Source organism: Diaminobutyricibacter sp. McL0608, assembly GCF_039613825.1.
Lineage (GTDB): Bacteria > Actinomycetota > Actinomycetes > Actinomycetales > Microbacteriaceae > Diaminobutyricibacter.
In genome coordinates, this window is record NZ_CP154826.1 from 838,899 (window position 1) to 857,046 (window position 18,148).

14 protein-coding genes are annotated in these 18,148 nt (G+C 67.5%); all 14 read left to right on the plus strand.

Annotated features, from left to right (window positions below):
* The first annotated feature begins 21 nt into the window (after positions 1-21).
* The 14 genes from AAYO93_RS03905 (at position 22) to AAYO93_RS03970 (ending at position 18,145) form a co-directional block, all read left to right on the plus strand.
* Positions 22-1,305, plus strand: coding sequence for an acyl-CoA thioesterase/bile acid-CoA:amino acid N-acyltransferase family protein (locus AAYO93_RS03905; RefSeq protein WP_345763705.1), 1,284 nt, complete (start codon positions 22-24; stop codon positions 1,303-1,305).
* 62 nt (positions 1,306-1,367) lie between these two features.
* A complete protein-coding gene (locus AAYO93_RS03910) occupies positions 1,368-2,660 on the plus strand; it encodes an acyl-CoA thioesterase/bile acid-CoA:amino acid N-acyltransferase family protein (protein WP_345763706.1) in 1,293 nt (430 codons plus the stop codon).
* The gene (locus AAYO93_RS03915) at positions 2,657-3,955 is read left to right on the plus strand and encodes an acyl-CoA thioesterase/bile acid-CoA:amino acid N-acyltransferase family protein (protein WP_345763707.1); all 1,299 of its coding nucleotides are present in this window, start codon (positions 2,657-2,659) and stop codon (positions 3,953-3,955) included. The genes AAYO93_RS03910 and AAYO93_RS03915 overlap by 4 nt, the downstream gene beginning before the upstream one ends.
* Positions 3,952-5,187 (plus strand): acyl-CoA thioesterase/bile acid-CoA:amino acid N-acyltransferase family protein, encoded by a 1,236-nt coding sequence (locus tag AAYO93_RS03920; RefSeq protein WP_345763708.1) that lies wholly within the window; start codon positions 3,952-3,954, stop codon positions 5,185-5,187. Before AAYO93_RS03915 ends, AAYO93_RS03920 begins: the two co-directional genes overlap by 4 nt.
* A 100-nt stretch (positions 5,188-5,287) precedes the next feature.
* On the plus strand, positions 5,288-7,576 hold the full coding sequence (locus AAYO93_RS03925) for a DNA polymerase III subunit gamma and tau (RefSeq protein ID WP_345763709.1): 2,289 nt from the start codon (positions 5,288-5,290) through the stop codon (positions 7,574-7,576).
* 3 nt (positions 7,577-7,579) lie between these two features.
* Positions 7,580-8,176, plus strand: a complete 597-nt coding sequence (recR, locus tag AAYO93_RS03930; RefSeq protein ID WP_345763710.1) for a recombination mediator RecR — start codon at positions 7,580-7,582, stop codon at positions 8,174-8,176.
* A 101-nt stretch (positions 8,177-8,277) separates the two neighbouring features.
* A complete protein-coding gene (locus tag AAYO93_RS03935; protein ID WP_345763711.1) occupies positions 8,278-9,567 on the plus strand; it encodes an aspartate kinase in 1,290 nt (429 codons plus the stop codon).
* A gap of 127 nt (positions 9,568-9,694) precedes the next feature.
* Positions 9,695-10,705: an aspartate-semialdehyde dehydrogenase gene (locus AAYO93_RS03940; protein ID WP_345764807.1), complete on the plus strand. Its 1,011-nt coding sequence runs from the start codon at positions 9,695-9,697 to the stop codon at positions 10,703-10,705.
* 14 nt (positions 10,706-10,719) lie between these two features.
* Complete coding sequence (locus AAYO93_RS03945) at positions 10,720-11,166, plus strand: DUF1801 domain-containing protein (RefSeq protein ID WP_345763712.1); 447 nt, start codon at positions 10,720-10,722, stop codon at positions 11,164-11,166.
* A gap of 42 nt (positions 11,167-11,208) precedes the next feature.
* Entirely contained in the window at positions 11,209-12,684 is a 1,476-nt protein-coding gene (locus tag AAYO93_RS03950) for a malate:quinone oxidoreductase (RefSeq protein WP_345763713.1), read from the plus strand.
* A gap of 147 nt (positions 12,685-12,831) precedes the next feature.
* A complete protein-coding gene (locus AAYO93_RS03955) occupies positions 12,832-14,529 on the plus strand; it encodes an ABC-F family ATP-binding cassette domain-containing protein (RefSeq protein ID WP_345763714.1) in 1,698 nt (565 codons plus the stop codon).
* A 31-nt stretch (positions 14,530-14,560) separates the two neighbouring features.
* A complete protein-coding gene (locus tag AAYO93_RS03960) occupies positions 14,561-15,676 on the plus strand; it encodes an Rv2578c family radical SAM protein (RefSeq protein ID WP_345763715.1) in 1,116 nt (371 codons plus the stop codon).
* A 115-nt stretch (positions 15,677-15,791) separates the two neighbouring features.
* On the plus strand, positions 15,792-17,006 hold the full coding sequence (locus AAYO93_RS03965) for a sensor histidine kinase (protein ID WP_345763716.1): 1,215 nt from the start codon (positions 15,792-15,794) through the stop codon (positions 17,004-17,006).
* Positions 17,003-18,145, plus strand: a complete 1,143-nt coding sequence (locus AAYO93_RS03970; protein WP_345763717.1) for a hypothetical protein — start codon at positions 17,003-17,005, stop codon at positions 18,143-18,145. Before AAYO93_RS03965 ends, AAYO93_RS03970 begins: the two co-directional genes overlap by 4 nt.
* Positions 18,146-18,148: the final 3 nt, after the last annotated feature.

An 18,148-nucleotide genomic window follows, 5' to 3' on the forward strand; every position in this document is an offset into this window, starting at 1 on the left:
ACTGGGAGCTGTGGTGCTCTGATGAAGTGGCATACCCGGACTGCGGTAGTGGCGCTGGTGCTCAGCGCGCTCGCGCTGGCCGGATGCTCAGAGAACTCGCAAGGACAGCCGGTCGGACCCCATTTCGTCGCGCTCCCGTACAGCGTTGTGATGCGTGACCCTGCGGTTTCGCTCGTCGGTCTCAACCCCGGCGACCGAGTCCGTCTGACGGCATACGTGGATGCCCCGGGAGGCCGGTGGCAATCCCACGCGACCTACACCGTGCCGGCGACAGGGACCATCGACTTCGCGGCCGCGCGGCCCCAGCTCGCCCCATTCGGCTCGCCCGACGCATCCGGGCTCGTCTGGTCGCTCCGTGGGCCCGCGCTTCCACCCGATGTCGCTGCCCACGTCTGGACCGAGTCGATACTCGCGTTGCACATCGCCGCCGTAGACAACGGTGCCCTCGTCGCATCGACCGTGGTCGATCTGACCGGACTCGGCATGATGGTGAAACCGCTCACGGTGTTCGGGTACCAGCTTCGCGGCCCGCGCGCACATCCGTCGACCACCGAGGAGGACTACGCGGTCGGCCGGTTCTATCCGCCCCAGTTCCCGCTGCGGCCGCGCGCGCCCGCGATTCTCATCTTCGACGACGACACGACAGGAGCATCTGAACAGTATGTCGCTCCGTTCTTCTCCCTCCTGGGAAATGCCGTGTTCGTCATTCCGGCTGAGCGCACCCCCGATGGCGTCCACCTTGCTTCGACGTACTCGGCCGACCGGATCGGTGCGATCATCGCCTGGCTCGCGAACCGCCCGGAAGTCGACCCCCACCACATCTTCGTGTACGGGTCCTCCCAGTCGGAGCAGGTCGCGCTGTGGACGGCCGCACACTTCAGTTCCCTCATCTTCGGCGCATTCGGCGCCGCAGGGACGACGGCACTCCTGTGCAGCCACGAGGACGCGCTCTCGATGGTGCTCGATGGCTCCGGGCATGCGCCGTGCGCGAGCAACGGCAACCTGGTGGACGACCGCAGAGTCGTGTCGCTGGCGAAACTGGCGGGACCTGTGCTCCTGGCCTGCAGTCGTTCCGACGAGATCCTCCCTGTCGCGTGTGGTTGGCAGGAGTCCGCGATGCGACAGCGCGGCGCCCGACCCGATGACGTGCTCATCCAGTTCGACGCGGCAGCCCACGCGATCACTGTGCCGCCCGGATATCCGATCGCGCTGCCCTCCGCCGCAGGTGCGCAGGCGACCGAACGCGCACGGATGACATTCTGGAACGCGATCGCTCGTGCGCTGCAGAGAACGGCGGTTCTGTGAGGCGGCGCACCGCCCTTCCGGCTGCTCCGGCGCGCGCTCATACTGAGACCAGTGGTGTTCTGATGAAGTGGCATGCACGGTCGACAGCGGTGGCGCTGCTCCTCGGCGCCCTCGCGCTCGCAGGGTGTTCGGGCGCTCCGCAACGCGCGCAGGTGGGTCCCCATTTCGTCACGGCGCCCCTCGTCTATCTCAGCACCGTCCTCTGGCCGCCGCCGCTTTCGCTCGTCGGGCTCACTCCGGGGTCGCGCATCCAGCTCGCCGCCCATGTGGATGCTCCCGGCGGCCGGTGGGAGTCGGACGCGACCTACACGGTTCCGGGCACGGGCATCATCGACCTGAACGCAGTGAGGCCGCAGCTCGCGCCGTTCGGCTCGCCGGACTCCGCCGGCCTCATCTGGTCACTTCAGGGACCCGACCTCGCACCGGATGCCGCCGCGCGGATGTGGACGGAATCGACGATCGGAGTGCACATCGCGGCTCTCGACGACGGCCGTGTCGTCGCATCCACGGTGCTGGATCTCGCCGGACTCGGCTCGACCATGACGCCGATCAACGTGCTGGCGGATGAGCTCGGCGGCACCGCTGCGAACCCGTCGACCGCCGAGGACGATTCGATCGCCGGGGCGTTCTACCGCCCGCAGGGCCCCTACCGCCCTCACGCGCCCGCCGTGATCCTGTTCGACGACGATGCGACCGGTGCGTCGCGTCCGTACGTCGCTCCGTTGTTCGCGCTTTTCGGCAGCGGTGTCTTCGTCGTTCCGGTCGAACGTGCCGCCGATCAGGTGCATGTCACGTCGACGTTCGACACGGCGCGGCTGGCCGCGATCATCGGCTGGCTCGACAACCGACCCGACGTCGATCCCCGACACATCTTCGTCTACGGATCGTCTCAGTCGGAGCAGCTGGCACTCTGGACGGCCGCACACTTCCCGTCTCGTATCTACGGCGTATTCGGCGCGGGTGGCGCGACAGCGCTGCTCTGCCGTTCGCCGGAAGGCGTCTCGACGATCTTCGACCGATCGGGACAGGTGCCCTGCGAACGCAACAGTGACACGGTCAACGATTTCAGCGTGGTCTCTCTAGCCGGCCTCGCCGGCCCTGTCGTGCTCGCGTGCACTCGCGCAGACGAGGTCCTCCCGAACGCGTGCGGATGGCAGGACTCGTCGATGCGCCAGCGCGGAAGGCATTCGGGGGATGCGGACATTCGGGTCGACGGGGCGGCTCATTCGATCACGGTGCCGCCGGGGCTTCCGCTCGGGCTGCCTCCGGTGCCGGGGGCTCAGGCGACCGAACGTGCACGCGTGTCGTTCTGGAACGCCGTCGCCGAGACCATCCTGAGAACGGCACGGTCGTGAGACGGCGCATCGGACGGAAGGTCGTCGCGTTCGCCGCCGCGATGATGCTCGGAGCAGTGCTGTCCGCATGCACCGCGGATGCGGGGACTCCCGGCACCCGTTTCGTCATCGGCCAGCTGAACGCAATCACGACGGATCCCGTCACCATTTCGCTCGTCGGGCTGCAACCGGGCCTCGATGTGACCGTGGCAGCGACGGTCGCCAAGGCGGGCCAGCACTGGCGCTCGCGCGCGATCTATCCGGTGCCGCCCAGTGGAGCGGTCGATCTCGGAGCGGCTCGGCCGTCGCTGGCTCCCTACCCGGCCGCCGACGCGTCGGGACTGCTCTGGTCGCTCGAGGGGCCGCCCCAGACTCAGGCCCAGCTCGAACACCTCTGGGCGGGCGGAGACATCGACATCGAACTCATGGCGAGCGAGGGCGGCCACGTGGTGGCGACGACGAAGATTCACCGGCCGGGGCTCGCCGGCTTCGCGACCGTCACGCCGGTGTTCGCGGGCGACGTCATACGGAACGCCATGGGCAAGCCGATGGGTGGAACGGCCTACGACCTGCGCATCGGCACGTTCTATCGGCCGGCAGCGCTCGAGACCGGACGAAAGCCCGCTGTCGTGCTGATCGACGGCGACGACGGGGGATCGTCCGCGCCGTTCATCGCCGGCCAGCTCGCACTCGCGGGCTTCCCGACATTCGTGCTCCCCGCCTTCGGACCCGAAGGCCAGATCCCCGGGTCCTCCGCGTTGTCGGTGGAGTCATTCGATGCCGGGCTGTCGTGGCTGCGAAGCCAGCCGAACATCGATCCGCAGCGCATCTTCACCTTCGGGTCGTGGCGCGCATCCCCTCTCGCGCTCTGGCTCGCCTCGAACGAGCCGCAGCGGATCTACGGGGCCATCGGCGCCTCCGGTGCGACCGCGCTGCTCTGCACGTCGGAATCCGGCACCGCGATAATCACCCACGACGGAGTCGGGGTGCCGTGCGAGGACCCCGGTCGTACGATCGCTGACATGTCGCTGATCCGGCTCGATCGCATCCCGGGTCCCGTGCTGCTCGCGTGCGGAGAGACGGACGAGACCCTGGGCAATGCATGCTCCTGGCTCGGCGCCGGCGTGAGCGTCCGCGGATCACGGCCGGGGGACGAGTTCATCCGCGCGCCCGGGGCCGGCCATGAGATCACCGTGCCGCCGATGCTGCCCATCGGCCTCGCCGGACTGGATCCGAAGACCGCGCAGGCGACGGAGAGCGCACGGGTCGCATTCTGGTCCGGGGTCGTGCTCATGCTGCAGGCGGCGACCGAATGATGATGAGACGTCTCCTGGCCGCGATCGCGTCCCTCGGCCTCCTCGCCTCGCTCGTCGCCTGCACGACGGGCGGACCGTCGCAGGCCGGTGCTCATTTCGTGGTGAGCAAGGACCCGAGCGCGTCGTGGTGGCCTCTCGACATCTGGGTAGAAGGCCTCGCTCCCGGCCATACGGTGACGATCACGGCGAGTGCGCAGTCGAGCGGCCTGTGGACATCGCGGGCGACGTATGGGGTGCCGGCGGACGGCGTCGTCGACCTGGGCACGGCCACGCCGCTGCTCGCGCCGTTCAGCCAGCCGGATGCGATGGGACTGTTCTGGTCGCTGGCCAGATCGAACGCCGGCTCGTCCACCGCGAACGACGGATGGAGCGACGGAACCGTGACGATCGATCTCACGGCAGCCGTGGATGGCCGGGCCGTCGCCACCTACGCGGTCCATCGGATGGGGCTCGGAACCATCGTGGGATCCCACGCCGTGTTCGACAGCGGATTCCTGGGCGACTTCTTCTCACCCACCGGCTCGTCGGTCGGGCTCCAGCCGGCGGTCCTCGTGCTCGACGGCGCGGACAACGGGATGCAGTCCGGGGTGCTCGCTGCGGCACAGATCGCCGGGCTCGGCTACCCGGCGCTCGCGCTCTCGTCGTTCGGCTCGGCCGGGGGAGTGTCGTCGGGCACGCTGCACGCCGAGACGCTCCTGGCCGCCCTCGCGTGGCTGCGCGCGCAGCCCGGCGTCGACGACGATCGGGTGTTCGTGTTCGGGGCCTCCCGGTCGGCGCCGCTGGCACTCTGGGCGGCAGTGCAGTATCCCGCGCTCGTGTACGGAGCGATCGCGCCGTCGGGAACGACCGGGGTGATCTGCACCTCGCCCGTGCCCGTCCCGGCGATCACCATCGGCGGAGCGTGGGTGCCGTGCACGACCGGGACGAACACGGTCAGGCCTGCGGACGTGCTGATGCTCGCGCAGATCCAGGGACCCGTTGTGCTCGCGTGTGCGGGAAAGGACGAGACGCTGCCGAACGCATGCGACTGGATGACCGCCGGCGAGAACGCGCGCGGGAACCAGATCGGGGACACCTTCCTTCGCGCAACCGGCGCGACGCACGCGCTCTACATCCCGCCGTACAGTCCGCTCTACCTCCCGTCATCGTCCACGGCGCAGGCCACGGAGAACGCGCGGGTCGCCTTCTGGCGTGCGGTCGAGCGCACCCTGAGGGGTGCGAGTCGCACCTGATCGGGATGCGGTGATCGGCCGGTGCGGGTGGCGGCGCTGACGGTCGGCGCGAGGCTGTGGATGAGACTCTTCTGTCAGCGGCGACAAGTAGCATAGGGGGGTGGTCACAGCCCTCTATCGCCGGTATCGGCCAGACACTTTCGCCGAGATGATCGGGCAGTCGCAGGTGACCGAGCCGCTCATGACGGCGCTGCGAACGAACCGGGTCAACCACGCCTACCTCTTCAGTGGTCCGAGAGGCTGCGGCAAGACCACGTCAGCGCGCATCCTTGCTCGCTGCCTCAACTGCGCGGAGGGGCCGACGGACACCCCGTGCGGAGTCTGCGCGAGCTGTGTCGAACTCAGCCGTGACGGCGGAGGCTCGCTCGATGTCGTCGAGATCGACGCGGCGAGCCACAACGGTGTCGACGACGCCCGTGACATCCGCGAGCGCGCCATCTTCGCTCCGGCGCGCGACCGCTACAAGATCTTCATCCTCGACGAGGCGCACATGGTGACGCCGCAAGGGTTCAACGCGCTTCTCAAGATCGTCGAAGAACCGCCGGAGCACGTGAAGTTCATCTTCGCGACGACCGAGCCCGAGAAGGTCATCGGCACCATCCGGTCGCGTACCCACCACTATCCGTTCCGGCTGGTGCCGCCCGCGCAGATGCTCGACTACGTGCAGAAACTCTGCGATGCCGAAGGCGTGACGGTGGCGCCCGGCGTCCTACCGCTCGTCGTGCGGGCCGGCGGCGGTTCCCCGCGTGACACCCTGTCGCTGCTCGACCAGCTGATGGCCGGCTCCGAAGGCGATTCGGTCGAATACGAGCGCGCAGTGGCCCTTCTCGGCTACACACACGCAGCACTCCTCGACGAGGTGGTCGATGCGATCGGCGTGCGCGATGCCGCCGGCGCGTTCGCCGCGGTCGACCGTGTGATCCAGACGGGCCAGGATCCGAGGCGGTTCGTCGAAGACCTCCTCGAGCGTCTTCGCGACCTCATCGTCGTGGCGGCGACGAGCGCCGAGGGGGCCGCAGCCGTTCTGCGGGGAGTGCCCCAGGACGAACTGGATCGCATGAGCGTCCAGGCGACCAAGTTCGGTGCGGCCGAGCTTTCGCGCTCCGCTGACATCGTCAACGCTGCGCTCACCGAGATGACCGGCGCGACGTCGCCGCGCCTGCACCTCGAACTGATGATCGCACGCATCCTCGTCCCCTCCAGCGACGCGTCCGAGCGGGGTGCCCTCGCGCGGGTCGAGCGCCTCGAACGCCGCGTCGGTGTGAGCGACTCGGTCGAGGGTGCTTCTGGTGGAACGTACGTGGCTCCGCAGCCGCCTGTCGCCGCCCAGCCCGCTCCGGTGCGGCCCGCCGTAGCCGCCGACGCCCCGCCTGCAGCTGCGTCCGCCGGTGGTGCGTCCGCCGGTGGTGCGTCCGCCGGTGGTGCGTCGGAGGCTGGTGGGCCCGCGGCACCGGCGGCGCAGACCGCGTCTGCCCCGGTCGGTCCCGTCACGACGCAGCAGGTGAAGGATGCGTGGCCGCAGATCCTCGATGCCGTCCAGCGTGCGAAGCGCAGCGCCTGGATGGTCGTGTTCACCGCGCAGGTCCGTTCGCTCAATGACGACGTGCTGTCGCTCTCCTTCCCGAGCGACAACGACGTGGCGAGCTTCCGCCAGCAGGGCGCTGGCCAGGGTGTGAGCGAGTATCTCCGCCAGGCGATCGTCGACCTCCTCGGCATCCGCGTCAAGTTCATCGCCCGTGCCGACGGCGCACCGCCTGCTGCCGCACCTGCGACCGTTTCGGCCGTCTCTCCGGACGATCCGAGTTCGACGAAGCCTGCGGCAACACCGCCGGCCACGGAGAAAACCGTGTCGGACGAGGCGTCCCCGCAGAAGGCGACTGCGCAGAAGCAGAAGGCGCCAGTGGAACAGAAGGCGACCGCGCAGAAGGGTTCAGCACAGCGGGCACCAGGCCAGAAGCCGCCGGCGCAGGCTTCCGCGGCGGTGACGACGACCTGGGCCACGGTGACGATCCCGGGCTCCGGTGCCGTCGCGGTCGACGACGCGCCTCGCGTCGACGAGCGCCCGGCCGACGTGCGCCCGGCCGACGACGAAGTGCCCTTCGACGATGTTCCGCCGCCCGAGACCGAACCACCGTTCGAACCCGCGATGACCGTGGAGCCAGCGATGTCGGCCGGCGGTGTGGTGCCGGTCGAGAAGGCCGTAGCTCCCGCGCGTGTGGCTGCCCAGAAGCCGTCGGAGAACCTCGTCGAGAGGCCGTCGACCGTGTCACAGGGGCGCGCGACTCCCGCCTTCCAGGAGCCGCAGCGCTATGGAGAATCGGTCGTTCGCGAAATTCTCGGCGCCAGCTTCATCGAAGAGCAGCCGGTCCAGCCGGGCGGGACGAGGTAGTCCGTGTACGAAGGCATCGTTCAGGAACTGATCGACGAACTCGGTCGTCTGCCCGGAATCGGGCCCAAGTCGGCCCAGCGCATCGCGTTCCACATCCTCCAGACCGAGACGTTCGACGTCACCCGGCTCGCCGAAGTGCTCCTCGAAGTGCGCGACAAGGTGCGGTTCTGCGAGATCTGCGGCAACGTCTCAGAACAAGAGACCTGCACGATCTGTCGTGACCCGCGGCGCAACCCGGCGCTCATCTGCGTCGTCGAAGAGGCCAAAGACGTCGTGGCCATCGAACGAACACGCGAGTTCCGCGGTCTCTACCACGTGCTCGGCGGCGCAATCAGCCCGATCGACGGCGTCGGCCCCGACGACCTCCGCATTCGTCAGCTGATGCAGCGTCTCGCCGACAACACCGTGCAGGAGGTCATCATCGCCACCGACCCCAACCTCGAAGGCGAAGCGACCGCCACCTACCTCAGCCGGTTGCTCAGCGCGCTCGAGATCCGGGTGACTCGGCTCGCATCCGGTCTGCCCGTCGGCGGAGACCTCGAGTACGCCGACGAGGTCACCCTCGGGCGCGCCTTCGAAGGCCGCCGCGTCGTCTCCTGACGCTGTGCCCAAACGAACGTCATATTCCGAGGCCGGCAATCGTCGGCCGATAGAATAACTGTTCCGGCGATTCTCGCCCCATCTCGCCCCCAGGAGTGTACGTGGCCCTAATCGTGCAGAAGTACGGCGGATCATCCGTCGCCGACGCCGAGAGCATCAAACGCGTGGCGAAGCGAATCGTTGAAACCCGTAAGGGTGGAAACGAGGTCGTTGTCGCCGTCTCGGCCATGGGTGACACCACCGACGAACTGCTCGACCTGGCGCATGCCGTCACGCCCATCCCAGCCCCGCGCGAACTCGACATGCTCCTCACCGCCGGTGAGCGCATTTCGATGGCACTCCTCGCCATGGCGATCCGCAGCATGGGCTACGACGCACGCTCCTTCACCGGCAGCCAAGCCGGCATGATCACGGATGCGCAGCACGGTGCCGCGCGTATCGTCGACGTCACCCCCGGGCGCATCCGCGACGCCCTCGACGATGGCGCGATCGCGATCGTGGCGGGCTTCCAGGGCTTCAACCGGGACACCAAAGACATCACCACGCTCGGTCGCGGCGGTTCCGACACGACCGCCGTCGCCCTCGCTGCCGCCCTCAACGCGGAGATCTGCGAGATCTACACCGACGTCGACGGCGTGTTCACGGCCGATCCGCGCATCGTGCCCATGGCCCGCAAGATCGATCGCATCACCAGCGAAGAAATGCTCGAACTGGCTGCGGCGGGCGCGAAGGTGTTGTACATCCGCGCGGTCGAGTACGCGCGCCGACACGGCGTGACCCTTCATGTGCGGTCGTCGTTCAACAACAACGAGGGCACGCTCGTGCTACATGAGAATGCGGCCCAGGCCGCGAAGCAGGAAGACGGAAGCACTGTGGAAGAACCCATCATCGCCGGGGTCGCAACCGACCTCAGCGAAGCGAAGATCACGGTCGTCGGAGTACCCGACGTTCCCGGCAAGGCGGCTCAGATCTTCAAGATCGTCGCCAAGACCGACGCCAACGTCGACATGATCGTGCAGAACGTCTCGGCTGCCGCGACCGGCCTCACCGACATCTCGTTCACCCTCCCGAAATCGGAGGGCCAGCGCGTTCTGACCGCTCTCAAGGCGGAGCAGGGCGACGTTGGATTCCAGTCCCTCCAGTACGACGACCAGATCGGCAAACTGGCGCTGGTGGGCGCCGGCATGCGCACCAACTCTGGCGTGTCCGCGAAGCTGTTCGAAGCGCTCTACGAGGCGGGCATCAACATCGAGATGATCTCGACGAGCGAGATCCGAATCTCGGTCGTCACGCGCGCCGACAGCGTCAACGAGGCGGCCCGCGTCGTCCACCGCGCGTTCGGCCTCGACGGCGACGCGACCGCGATCGTCTACGCGGGCACGGGACGCTGAGGGAATCATTCCGCGCGCACCGAAGTTTCACCCTGACAAGCCAGCAACCCGCGAAGGATCGATCGTGAGCGAAGCCAGAGAATTCACCGTAGCCGTCGTCGGCGCAACCGGCCAGGTCGGGAGCGTGATGCGCCGCCTGCTGGAGGAGCGCGAGTTCCCGGTGAAGCGCATCCGCTTCTTCGCCTCCGCGCGGTCCGCCGGGACCACTCTTCCTTTCAAGGGGGAGGACATCCTGGTCGAGGATGCGGCGACAGCCGACCCGACCGGGATCGACATCGCCCTCTTCTCTGCTGGTGCGACTGGCTCGAAGGCCCAGGCGCCGCGCTTCGCCGAGGCGGGCGCGATCGTCATCGACAACTCGAGCGGGTGGCGAATGGACCCCGAGGTTCCCCTCGTGGTCAGCGAGGTCAACCCTGAGGCCATCGCGGATGCGCACAAGGGCATCATCGCGAACCCCAACTGCACCACGATGGCCGCGATGCCGGTGCTGAAGGTCCTGCATGACGAGGCCGGGCTCGAACGCCTCATCGTCAGCACCTATCAGGCAGTCTCCGGTTCGGGACTTGCAGGTGCGGAGGAGCTTGCCGGCCAGATCCGCGCTGCGGTGCAGGACGAGAACCTCCTGCAGCTCGTCCACGACGGTTCGGCGGTCGCCCTTCCGGAACCCGTGAAGTATGTGCGTCCGATCGCATTCGACGTGATCCCGCTCGCCGGGTCGATCGTCGAAGACGGCTTCAACGAGACCGATGAGGAGAAGAAGCTCCGTAATGAGAGCCGCAAGATCCTGGGTCTGCCCGAATTGCTCGTGAGCGGAACGTGCGTGCGCGTTCCCGTGTTCACCGGTCATTCGCTGTCGATCAACGCGGAGTTCTCACGTGCCCTCTCTCCGGAGCGTGCGACCGAACTGCTCGCATCTGCCCCCGGCGTGGTCGTGACCGACGTGCCGACGCCGCTGGAGGCGGCCGGTAAGGATCCGAGTTTCGTCGGCCGCATCCGGCAGGATGAGGGTGTCCCCGGAGGCCGCGGCATCGCGCTCTTCATCAGCAACGACAATCTCCGCAAGGGTGCAGCGCTGAACGCCGTGCAGATCGCGGAGCTCGTTGCTGCGCGTCTGGCTTCGGAGTCCGTACCGGCGTAAGCGTTCGAGTCGAAATGGGCGACGCAGCCGTACCACCCGAGGTCGAAGCCTATTTCGGGGCGCTCGACGAGAGAAGACGTGCCGTTGTGCTGCCTGTTTTCGAGACGGTCCGCGCCGCGATGCCGGAGGGCTATCAGCTCGGAGTCCAGTGGCGGATGCCCGGCTGGGTCGTCCCACTCGAACGCTTTCCGGACACCTACAACAAGCAGCCGCTTGCTTACGTCAGCGTGGCCGCCCAGAAGACCTACAACTCGTTGTACCTCATGGCGATCTACAGCGACAGCGAGGAGGACCGCCGGTTCCGCCAGGCCTGGGCGCGTGGTGGTCGCACGCTCGACATGGGCAAGAGCTGCCTGAGATTCCGGGCCCTTGCCGACGTCGACCTCGACCTGGTGGCGGAGACGGTCGCAGCATTCCCGGTGGAGCGGTTCCTCGAGACGTACCAGCGCATCCGGTCCTGACCGGCCGTCACGATGCCGGGAAAGCCCCATTACACTTGATGGGTGAGTAATTCCCCCATCGACGTCGTCCTCATCGGTGGCGGCATCATGAGCGCAACCCTTGGCGCCCTCATTCAGCGGGTCCAGCCCGACTGGTCGATCCGTATCTACGAAAGCCTGGGCGAGGTCGCCCAGGAGAGCTCGAACCCGTGGAACAACGCGGGAACCGGGCATGCCGCACTCTGCGAGCTGAACTACATGCCCGAAGGGCCGGATGGAACCGTCGACGCGTCCAAGGCGATCAGCATCAACGAGCAGTTCCAGCTGAGCCGCCAGTTCTGGGCGAGCCTCGTGACCGCCGGTGACCTGCCTGATCCACGCGGCTTCATCAACTCGACCCCGCATATGACGTTTGTGCGCGGCCGCGACAACGTCCGCTACCTGCGCCGCCGCTATGAGGCGCTGAAGGACCAGCCGCTCTTCGCCGGGATGGAATACTCCGAAGATCCTGCAGTGATCGCCGAGTGGACACCGCTGCTCATGAAGAAGCGCTCTCCCAAGCAGCGCATTGCGGCGACTCGCGTGCCCGCGGGCACCGACGTCGATTTCGGTGCCCTGACCCGCGCCCTCACCGAGAATCTCACCGCGCGGGGTGCACAGGTCGCGCTCAACCACCGGGTCCGCAGCATCCGTCGCACGAAGGATGGGCTGTGGAAGTTGCGGGTGCGCCACGAAGTGGGCAACACTCCCCATGAGGTCACGGCACGCTTCGTGTTCGTCGGGGCCGGCGGGGGAGCGTTGCACCTGCTGCAGAAGTCGGGCATCCCCGAGATCAAGGGCTTCGGTGGTTTCCCGATCAGCGGTCAGTTCCTGCGAACGAGCAATCCGAAGATCGTCGCCCAGCACCAGGCCAAGGTGTACGGCAAGGCTGCTGTCGGTGCGCCGCCCATGTCCGTGCCGCACCTCGACACCCGTGTTGTCGACGGGGAAGCGTCGCTGCTCTTCGGGCCGTACGCCGGATTCAGCCCGAAATTCCTGAAGACCGGATCGTGGTGGGACCTGCCCGGCTCGGTGCGTCCCTCCAACCTCGGACCCATGCTCGCCGTCGCCCGCGATAACTTCGATCTCGTCAAGTACCTGATCGGTGAGGTCCTGGCGAACCGTGAGAAGAAGGTCAAGGCGCTGCAGGAGTTCATGCCGACCGCGAAGAGCGAAGACTGGGAGCTCATCACCGCGGGCCAGCGCGTGCAGGTGATGAAGAAGGACGAGAAGAAGGGCGGCGTGCTGCAGTTCGGTACCGAAGTGATCGCCGCCGCCGACGGATCGATCGCCGGTCTTCTCGGCGCTTCTCCCGGTGCGTCGACGGCCGTTCCGATCATGCTCGATGTGCTCGAGCGGTGCTTCCCCGACCGCTACCAGGCGTGGTTGCCGACGCTCCAGAAGCTCATCCCGACGATCGGGACGACGCTCAACGACCGGCCGGCCGAGGCCGCCACAGTCATCGCGTCGACCGCGCAGACACTCGAGCTCGCCGCCTGAGCGGACTGGACAGAAGCATACGAAGGGTGTTAGCCTCGTCCCCGCTATGAAGTAGAAACCTTCTTTCGTCCCGCGCCTGAGGCAGCCATCGTGCACGCCCGGCGGGAACCGCCTCCGTTCGCGGAGTGTTTCGAAAGAAGGTCTGCTTTGGCATTCCCCGATGTTTCCACCACCGATTTCGCGTCCACGGGCGCTTCCATCCCTGCCGCGTCCACGGCCGACTATCTGAAGGCGGATGGTCTTTCGCGCAGCTACGGCGATCGTCGCGTGCTCACGGATGTGTCCCTCACGGTCTCGACCGGCCACCGCCTGGGTCTGATCGGCGAGAACGGCGTCGGCAAGTCGACGCTGCTGCGGCTTCTCGCCGGGGTGGAGGGCGCCGACGCGGGAGCGATCACCCGTCCGCTCCGCACCGGGGTGCTCTGGCAGGAGGTGCGCTTCGATCCGTCCCAGACGCTGGACGATCTGATCGAGGCCGCCCTCGGCGAGGTCCGCGCCATCGAGCGGGAACTCCAGGCTTCGGCCGCCGCTCTCGCCGATGGGGATTCCGCCCGATACGAGCGCGCCCTGGACGCGGCCGAACAGGCCGGAATCTGGACGGTCGAGGCCAGACGTGACGAGTTGCTCGACGGTCTCGGCGTCGGCGGAATTCCGTTGACGCGTCGTCTCTCGGAGGTGTCGGGCGGCCAGCGCAGCCGGTTCGCGCTCGCGGCGCTGCTGCTTGAACGACCGGATGCGTTGCTCCTCGACGAGCCGACGAACCACCTCGACGACGACGCCTGTGCCTTCCTCGAGCGCCAGCTCGTGGCCTGGAGGGGACCGATCGTCTTCGCGAGCCATGACCGGGCCTTCCTCGATTCGGTCGCGACCGAGCTCCTGGACCTGGATCCGTCGAGCCGTGAGCGCACGACGTTCGGCGGCAACTACTCCGACTACCTCGTCGCGAAGGCGGATGAGCGCGCCCGCTGGGAACGCCGGTTCGCGGACGAGCAGGACGAGCTGAAAGCCCTGAAATTCGCGGTCGACGTGACGGCGCGCAACATCGCCTTCTCGGGTCGGCCGCGCGACAACGACAAGTTCGCAAAGTCGTTCAAGGGCGGTGCGCTCGACAAGCAGATCAGCCGGCGGGTTCGCAATGCGTCCGGCAGGCTCGACGAGCTCACCAGGAGCCAGGTGCGCAAGCCGCCGTCGCTTCTCAGCTTCGCCGGGATCCCGTCGGGTTCGCACGCCCTGGGCGAGGCGGACGGCTTGCTGTTGCAGCTGACGGATGCCCGGATCGGCGACCGTCTCGACGTCGCGTCGTTCCGCGTCGAGCCGCAGTCGCGCATCCTGATCACCGGCAGCAACGGTGCCGGAAAGTCGACGCTGCTCGCTGCGCTGGCCGGTGCGGTCGCACTCGAGGCCGGCTCTGTGAGTCGCCGCAAGGGTCTGCGTGTCGGGATGCTGGACCAGGATGTGCGATTCGCGGACCCTGCTGCATCGTCTCGTCGGCTCTTTCGCGAGGGTGTCGGCGAGAAACGGGCGGAAACGACGCCCCTCGTCAGTCTTGGGCTGATCGCGCCACGGGACCTCGACCGTCCGGTCGGTGCCCTTTCTGTCGGCCAGCAGCGTCGACTGGCGCTCGCTCTCATCCTGGCGAAACCACCGCATGTCTTCCTGCTGGACGAGCCGACCAACCACCTCTCGCTGAGTCTCGCAACTGAACTGGAGGAAGCCCTCGGCGCCTATCCCGGTGCCGTGGTCGTCGCGAGCCACGACCGGTGGCTCCGCGCCAACTGGGAAGGCGAGCGGGTCATGATGACCGGCGGTCGCGTCGTAAGGAGCGACACACCGGAGCAGGCTTGACTGAGATTCGAACATATGTTCGAATTATTCCATGAGGTGGAGCGGACAGGAACTGGCTGTGGAAGAGCCGTCGGCGCTGCCGGGGCTCGCACGGCTGAACAACCTGGTCCGGTCTGTGAAGACGCCGGAGTTCGCCGGCATCACCTTTCACGAGGTGCTGGCGAAGTCCGCGCTCAACAAGGTTCCGGGCGGCAGCGCGATGCCTTTCGGCTGGACGATCAACCCGTATCGGGGCTGTTCTCATGCCTGTGTCTACTGTTTCGCGCGGCCGACTCACACCTACCTCGACCTCGACTCAGGCAAAGACTTCGACAACGAGATCATCGTCAAGGTCAACGTCGCCGAGGTCCTCGGCAGAGAACTCGTGAAACCGAGCTGGGGCCACCACCCCGTCGCGCTGGGCACCAACACCGACCCGTACCAGCGTGCGGAAGGCCGCTACGCCCTGATGCCCGGCATCGTCGGAGCGCTGACGGACTCAGGAACCCCGTTCAGTATCCTGACCAAGGGCACCCTGCTGAGGCGCGATCTCGACTTGATCGTCGACGCGGCCGAACACGTTCCCGTCGACCTGGCGATGTCGATCGCCGTCTATGACGACGAACTGCAGCAGTCGGTCGAGCCCGGGACGCCGACCACGAAGGCGCGACTCGCGACGGTGACGGCAGTCCGCGAGCACGGACTCGAGTGCGCCGTCTTCCTCATGCCGATCCTGCCGTACCTCACGGATACGCGAGCGCACCTCGACGAAGCGCTGAGGCAGGCGAAGGCAGCCGGGGCGACCTCGGTTCTGTACTCCGCCCTGCATCTGAAGCCGGGCGTGAAGGAGTGGTTCTATCTCTGGCTCGAACGCGCGCATCCCGAGCTCCTGCCCAACTACCGCAAGCTCTACTCCGGAGGAACCTACGCGCCCAAAGGCTACCGTCAGTGGCTCGCTGCAAAGATCAAGCCGTTGATCCGCGCGCACGGTCTCGAACGCGGCTATGAAGATCCGCTCACCGGCGGCGTGCGATCTACCGCGCTCGGCACGACTCGCGACGCCGACGGCGAACGGCGGCGCACCGCCGTCACAGGTCGCGCGAATCCGAACGAACTCGCGCCCGGCGTCGCCCTGTCGGCGATGGAGGCACAGCCGACGCTGTTCTGAGACGACATCGGGTCCCTCCAACTGGGGTACAAGAATCCCTTGCCGGGGTACACGTGGCGGCGATCCGGTGGAATAATCCGAAGGGTCTGTGCTCGGACGCGTTGAGGGGGTGTGCATGTCGCTGGGACTTCCGAGTCATCTCGCGCGCGCAGCCAACAGCCGCGCCATAGCGGCGGCCGCCCAGGCGGCCGCCTTCGTCTGCCTGGCATCGGCGTTCGTCAACCTGCTCATCGCGGCGCTCGGCTCGGCTGGAGGCCACTACTGGTACGCCTCGATCGTCCTCGCCCCGATGGCGGCTCTTCTCATCCTGCTCAGCAGGCGCCGCACGACCGCTCTGACGATCGCCTACCTCGCGGTCGGCACTGCGTCCACGTACCTCTACGCCGCATCGGTGCTCGCCCTCACCCCCAGCTATCACGACACGAACCTCTTCGTGATCGCCCTGCCCATAGTGGCCATGACCCTCGTCGGCGGAACGGGGACGGGTGCGCTCGCGGGCATCCTCTGGGCGACCGTCGGCTTCGCACTGGCCGAGGCGGCCGTCTATTGTGCCGCCCTCACCGCCGGCCGTGCCTTCCACACCGACGCGATCTCCCTCGGCGCCTACCTCCTCATCGTCGGTGTCCTGGCCTTCGACGGCCTGACCCGCGGGGTCCGCAGCAGACCGCAGTCGGCCGTCCACCGCGCGATCAGGGACAACCGTGAAGCGGCAGTGCGCCAGGAGCTCGCCGTGGAGGCCGCGGCCGAACTCCACGACACCGTCCTCAGCGAACTCGTGACGATCGCCAGCTCGATGCCGGGACCCCTGCGCCCGCAACTGCGGCGCCGCATCGAAGACGATCTCCGTCAGCTCGGGCGCGACCCGACAGCGAGTGTCCACGAGCGGCGGGTAGCGTCGACGGACCCGGCGGAAGCCTGGTACGAGAGCGACCTCCGCGAGGCGATCGAACTGGCCCGCGACGAAGGACTCTCGGTCGATGTGTCAGGGGACCGCGAATCCCTCGGGCTCCTCAGCACGGAGCGACGCAAAGCGGTCGGGCTCGCCGTCCGTCAGTGCCTCATCAGTGTCTTGAGGCACGCGGGCAGCGCGACAGCGGAGATCGCGATCTCCGCATCGGACTCGAGCGTCTCCGTGCTCGTCGTCGACGCCGGCCGCGGCTTCACCGCGACAGCGGCGACGTCAGACCGCCTCGGGTTGCGCAATTCCGTCCACGACCGGATCGAACGGGTTGGAGGGACCGTCACCATCTGGTCGAACCCCGACATCGGCACCACCGTCATGATGCGCGTACCTGCTTCCCAGGGCGCGGAGAAGGGGCTGGTCTCATGACGGGCGCCGAGCGAACGCCCCAGCGACTCGACCCGATCGGCACGCTGTCCGCCTGGCCGCTCGGTCCTCTGGTCGGCGTCGTGGTCGTGGCGTACGCCGTCTACTCGACGCTCACCCACCTCGACCAGCTCACCGACCCACCGCTCGCCTGGCTGGCGCTGGCGGTCATCGCCGGGACAGCGATCTACTACTCGTTCCGCACGCGCCCGGTCGTCGCGCCTTTCAGCAGGTTGGGGCTGATCGTCGTCGTGGGGCTGTCGGTCGTCGCGAGCACACTCTTCACGCTCTCCGTGTGGGGTGGCAATCGCATCATCCAGGACGACTGGGGGCAGATAGCCATCGCCCTGATGTTCATCACCTTGCCGCTTTACCGACCGGTCGAAGAGGTTGTGGCTGCTGCAGTCCTCGCCGCCCTTGTGGTCGGGATCGAGGCAGGACTCGAGGGTCCATCGCTGCAGATCGTGAACATGCCGATCGTCTATTTCACGGTTGCTGCAACCCCGGTCATCGCGCTGGCGTTGGCGGGATGCGCATATGCATCCGTCATGACCGGCCAGACAGTGCGGTGGAGCGAGGCGGCCCGCGAGTCGCAGGTGCGGCTCGAGCCCGAGCTGCGTGAAAGCGCGACGCGGATGATCCACCAGGACAGGACGACGCTGCTGAACAGTGCGGCCGTTCCCTACTTCCTCAGCCTGGTCGAGCGAGACGAGCTCACGCCGGAGGATATCGAGGAGGCACGCGCCATAGCGGCCGCGGTGCGTCGCGTCGCGGTCGACGAGGTCGACCGCGGCTGGCTCGAGGAGAGTGTGGCGAGGGCGGTCGGGCATCAGACACCTGCGGTCGTCGACCCGGGCAGGCTTGCCGAGTCGATGTCCGAGGAGCACCGCGGGGTCCTGGGCGCAACCATCGCGGCCGCCGCTCGCATCCACGGATTCGAGTCTTCGTCGCTCAAGATCGAGATCGCAAGCGTCGCGGGACGCGCCGACACGATCGTGAGTGCGAAGGTCGGCGTTCCGGCGCGGGAACTCCGGCGCACCTTCATGCCGTACCTCGCGGCGCTGCGCTCCATCTCCTCCGACGCGACGCTCGACACTCAGGACGGTTCTGTGACGATACAGTTTTCTTATGGCGAGTCCTGAAAC

Excerpts from the sequence above, each read along its gene's own strand:
- AAYO93_RS03905 (WP_345763705.1), top strand. The coding sequence starts at position 22 with ATGAAGTGGCATACCCGGACTGCGGTAGTGGCGCTGGTGCTCAGCGCG.
- AAYO93_RS03910 (WP_345763706.1), top strand. The coding sequence starts at position 1,368 with ATGAAGTGGCATGCACGGTCGACAGCGGTGGCGCTGCTCCTCGGCGCC.
- AAYO93_RS03920 (WP_345763708.1), top strand. The coding sequence starts at position 3,952 with ATGATGATGAGACGTCTCCTGGCCGCGATCGCGTCCCTCGGCCTCCTC.
- AAYO93_RS03940 (WP_345764807.1), top strand. The coding sequence starts at position 9,695 with ATGCGCCGCCTGCTGGAGGAGCGCGAGTTCCCGGTGAAGCGCATCCGC.
- AAYO93_RS03945 (WP_345763712.1), top strand. The coding sequence starts at position 10,720 with ATGGGCGACGCAGCCGTACCACCCGAGGTCGAAGCCTATTTCGGGGCG.
- AAYO93_RS03960 (WP_345763715.1), top strand. The coding sequence starts at position 14,561 with ATGAGGTGGAGCGGACAGGAACTGGCTGTGGAAGAGCCGTCGGCGCTG.
- AAYO93_RS03965 (WP_345763716.1), top strand. The coding sequence starts at position 15,792 with ATGTCGCTGGGACTTCCGAGTCATCTCGCGCGCGCAGCCAACAGCCGC.
- AAYO93_RS03970 (WP_345763717.1), top strand. The coding sequence starts at position 17,003 with ATGACGGGCGCCGAGCGAACGCCCCAGCGACTCGACCCGATCGGCACG.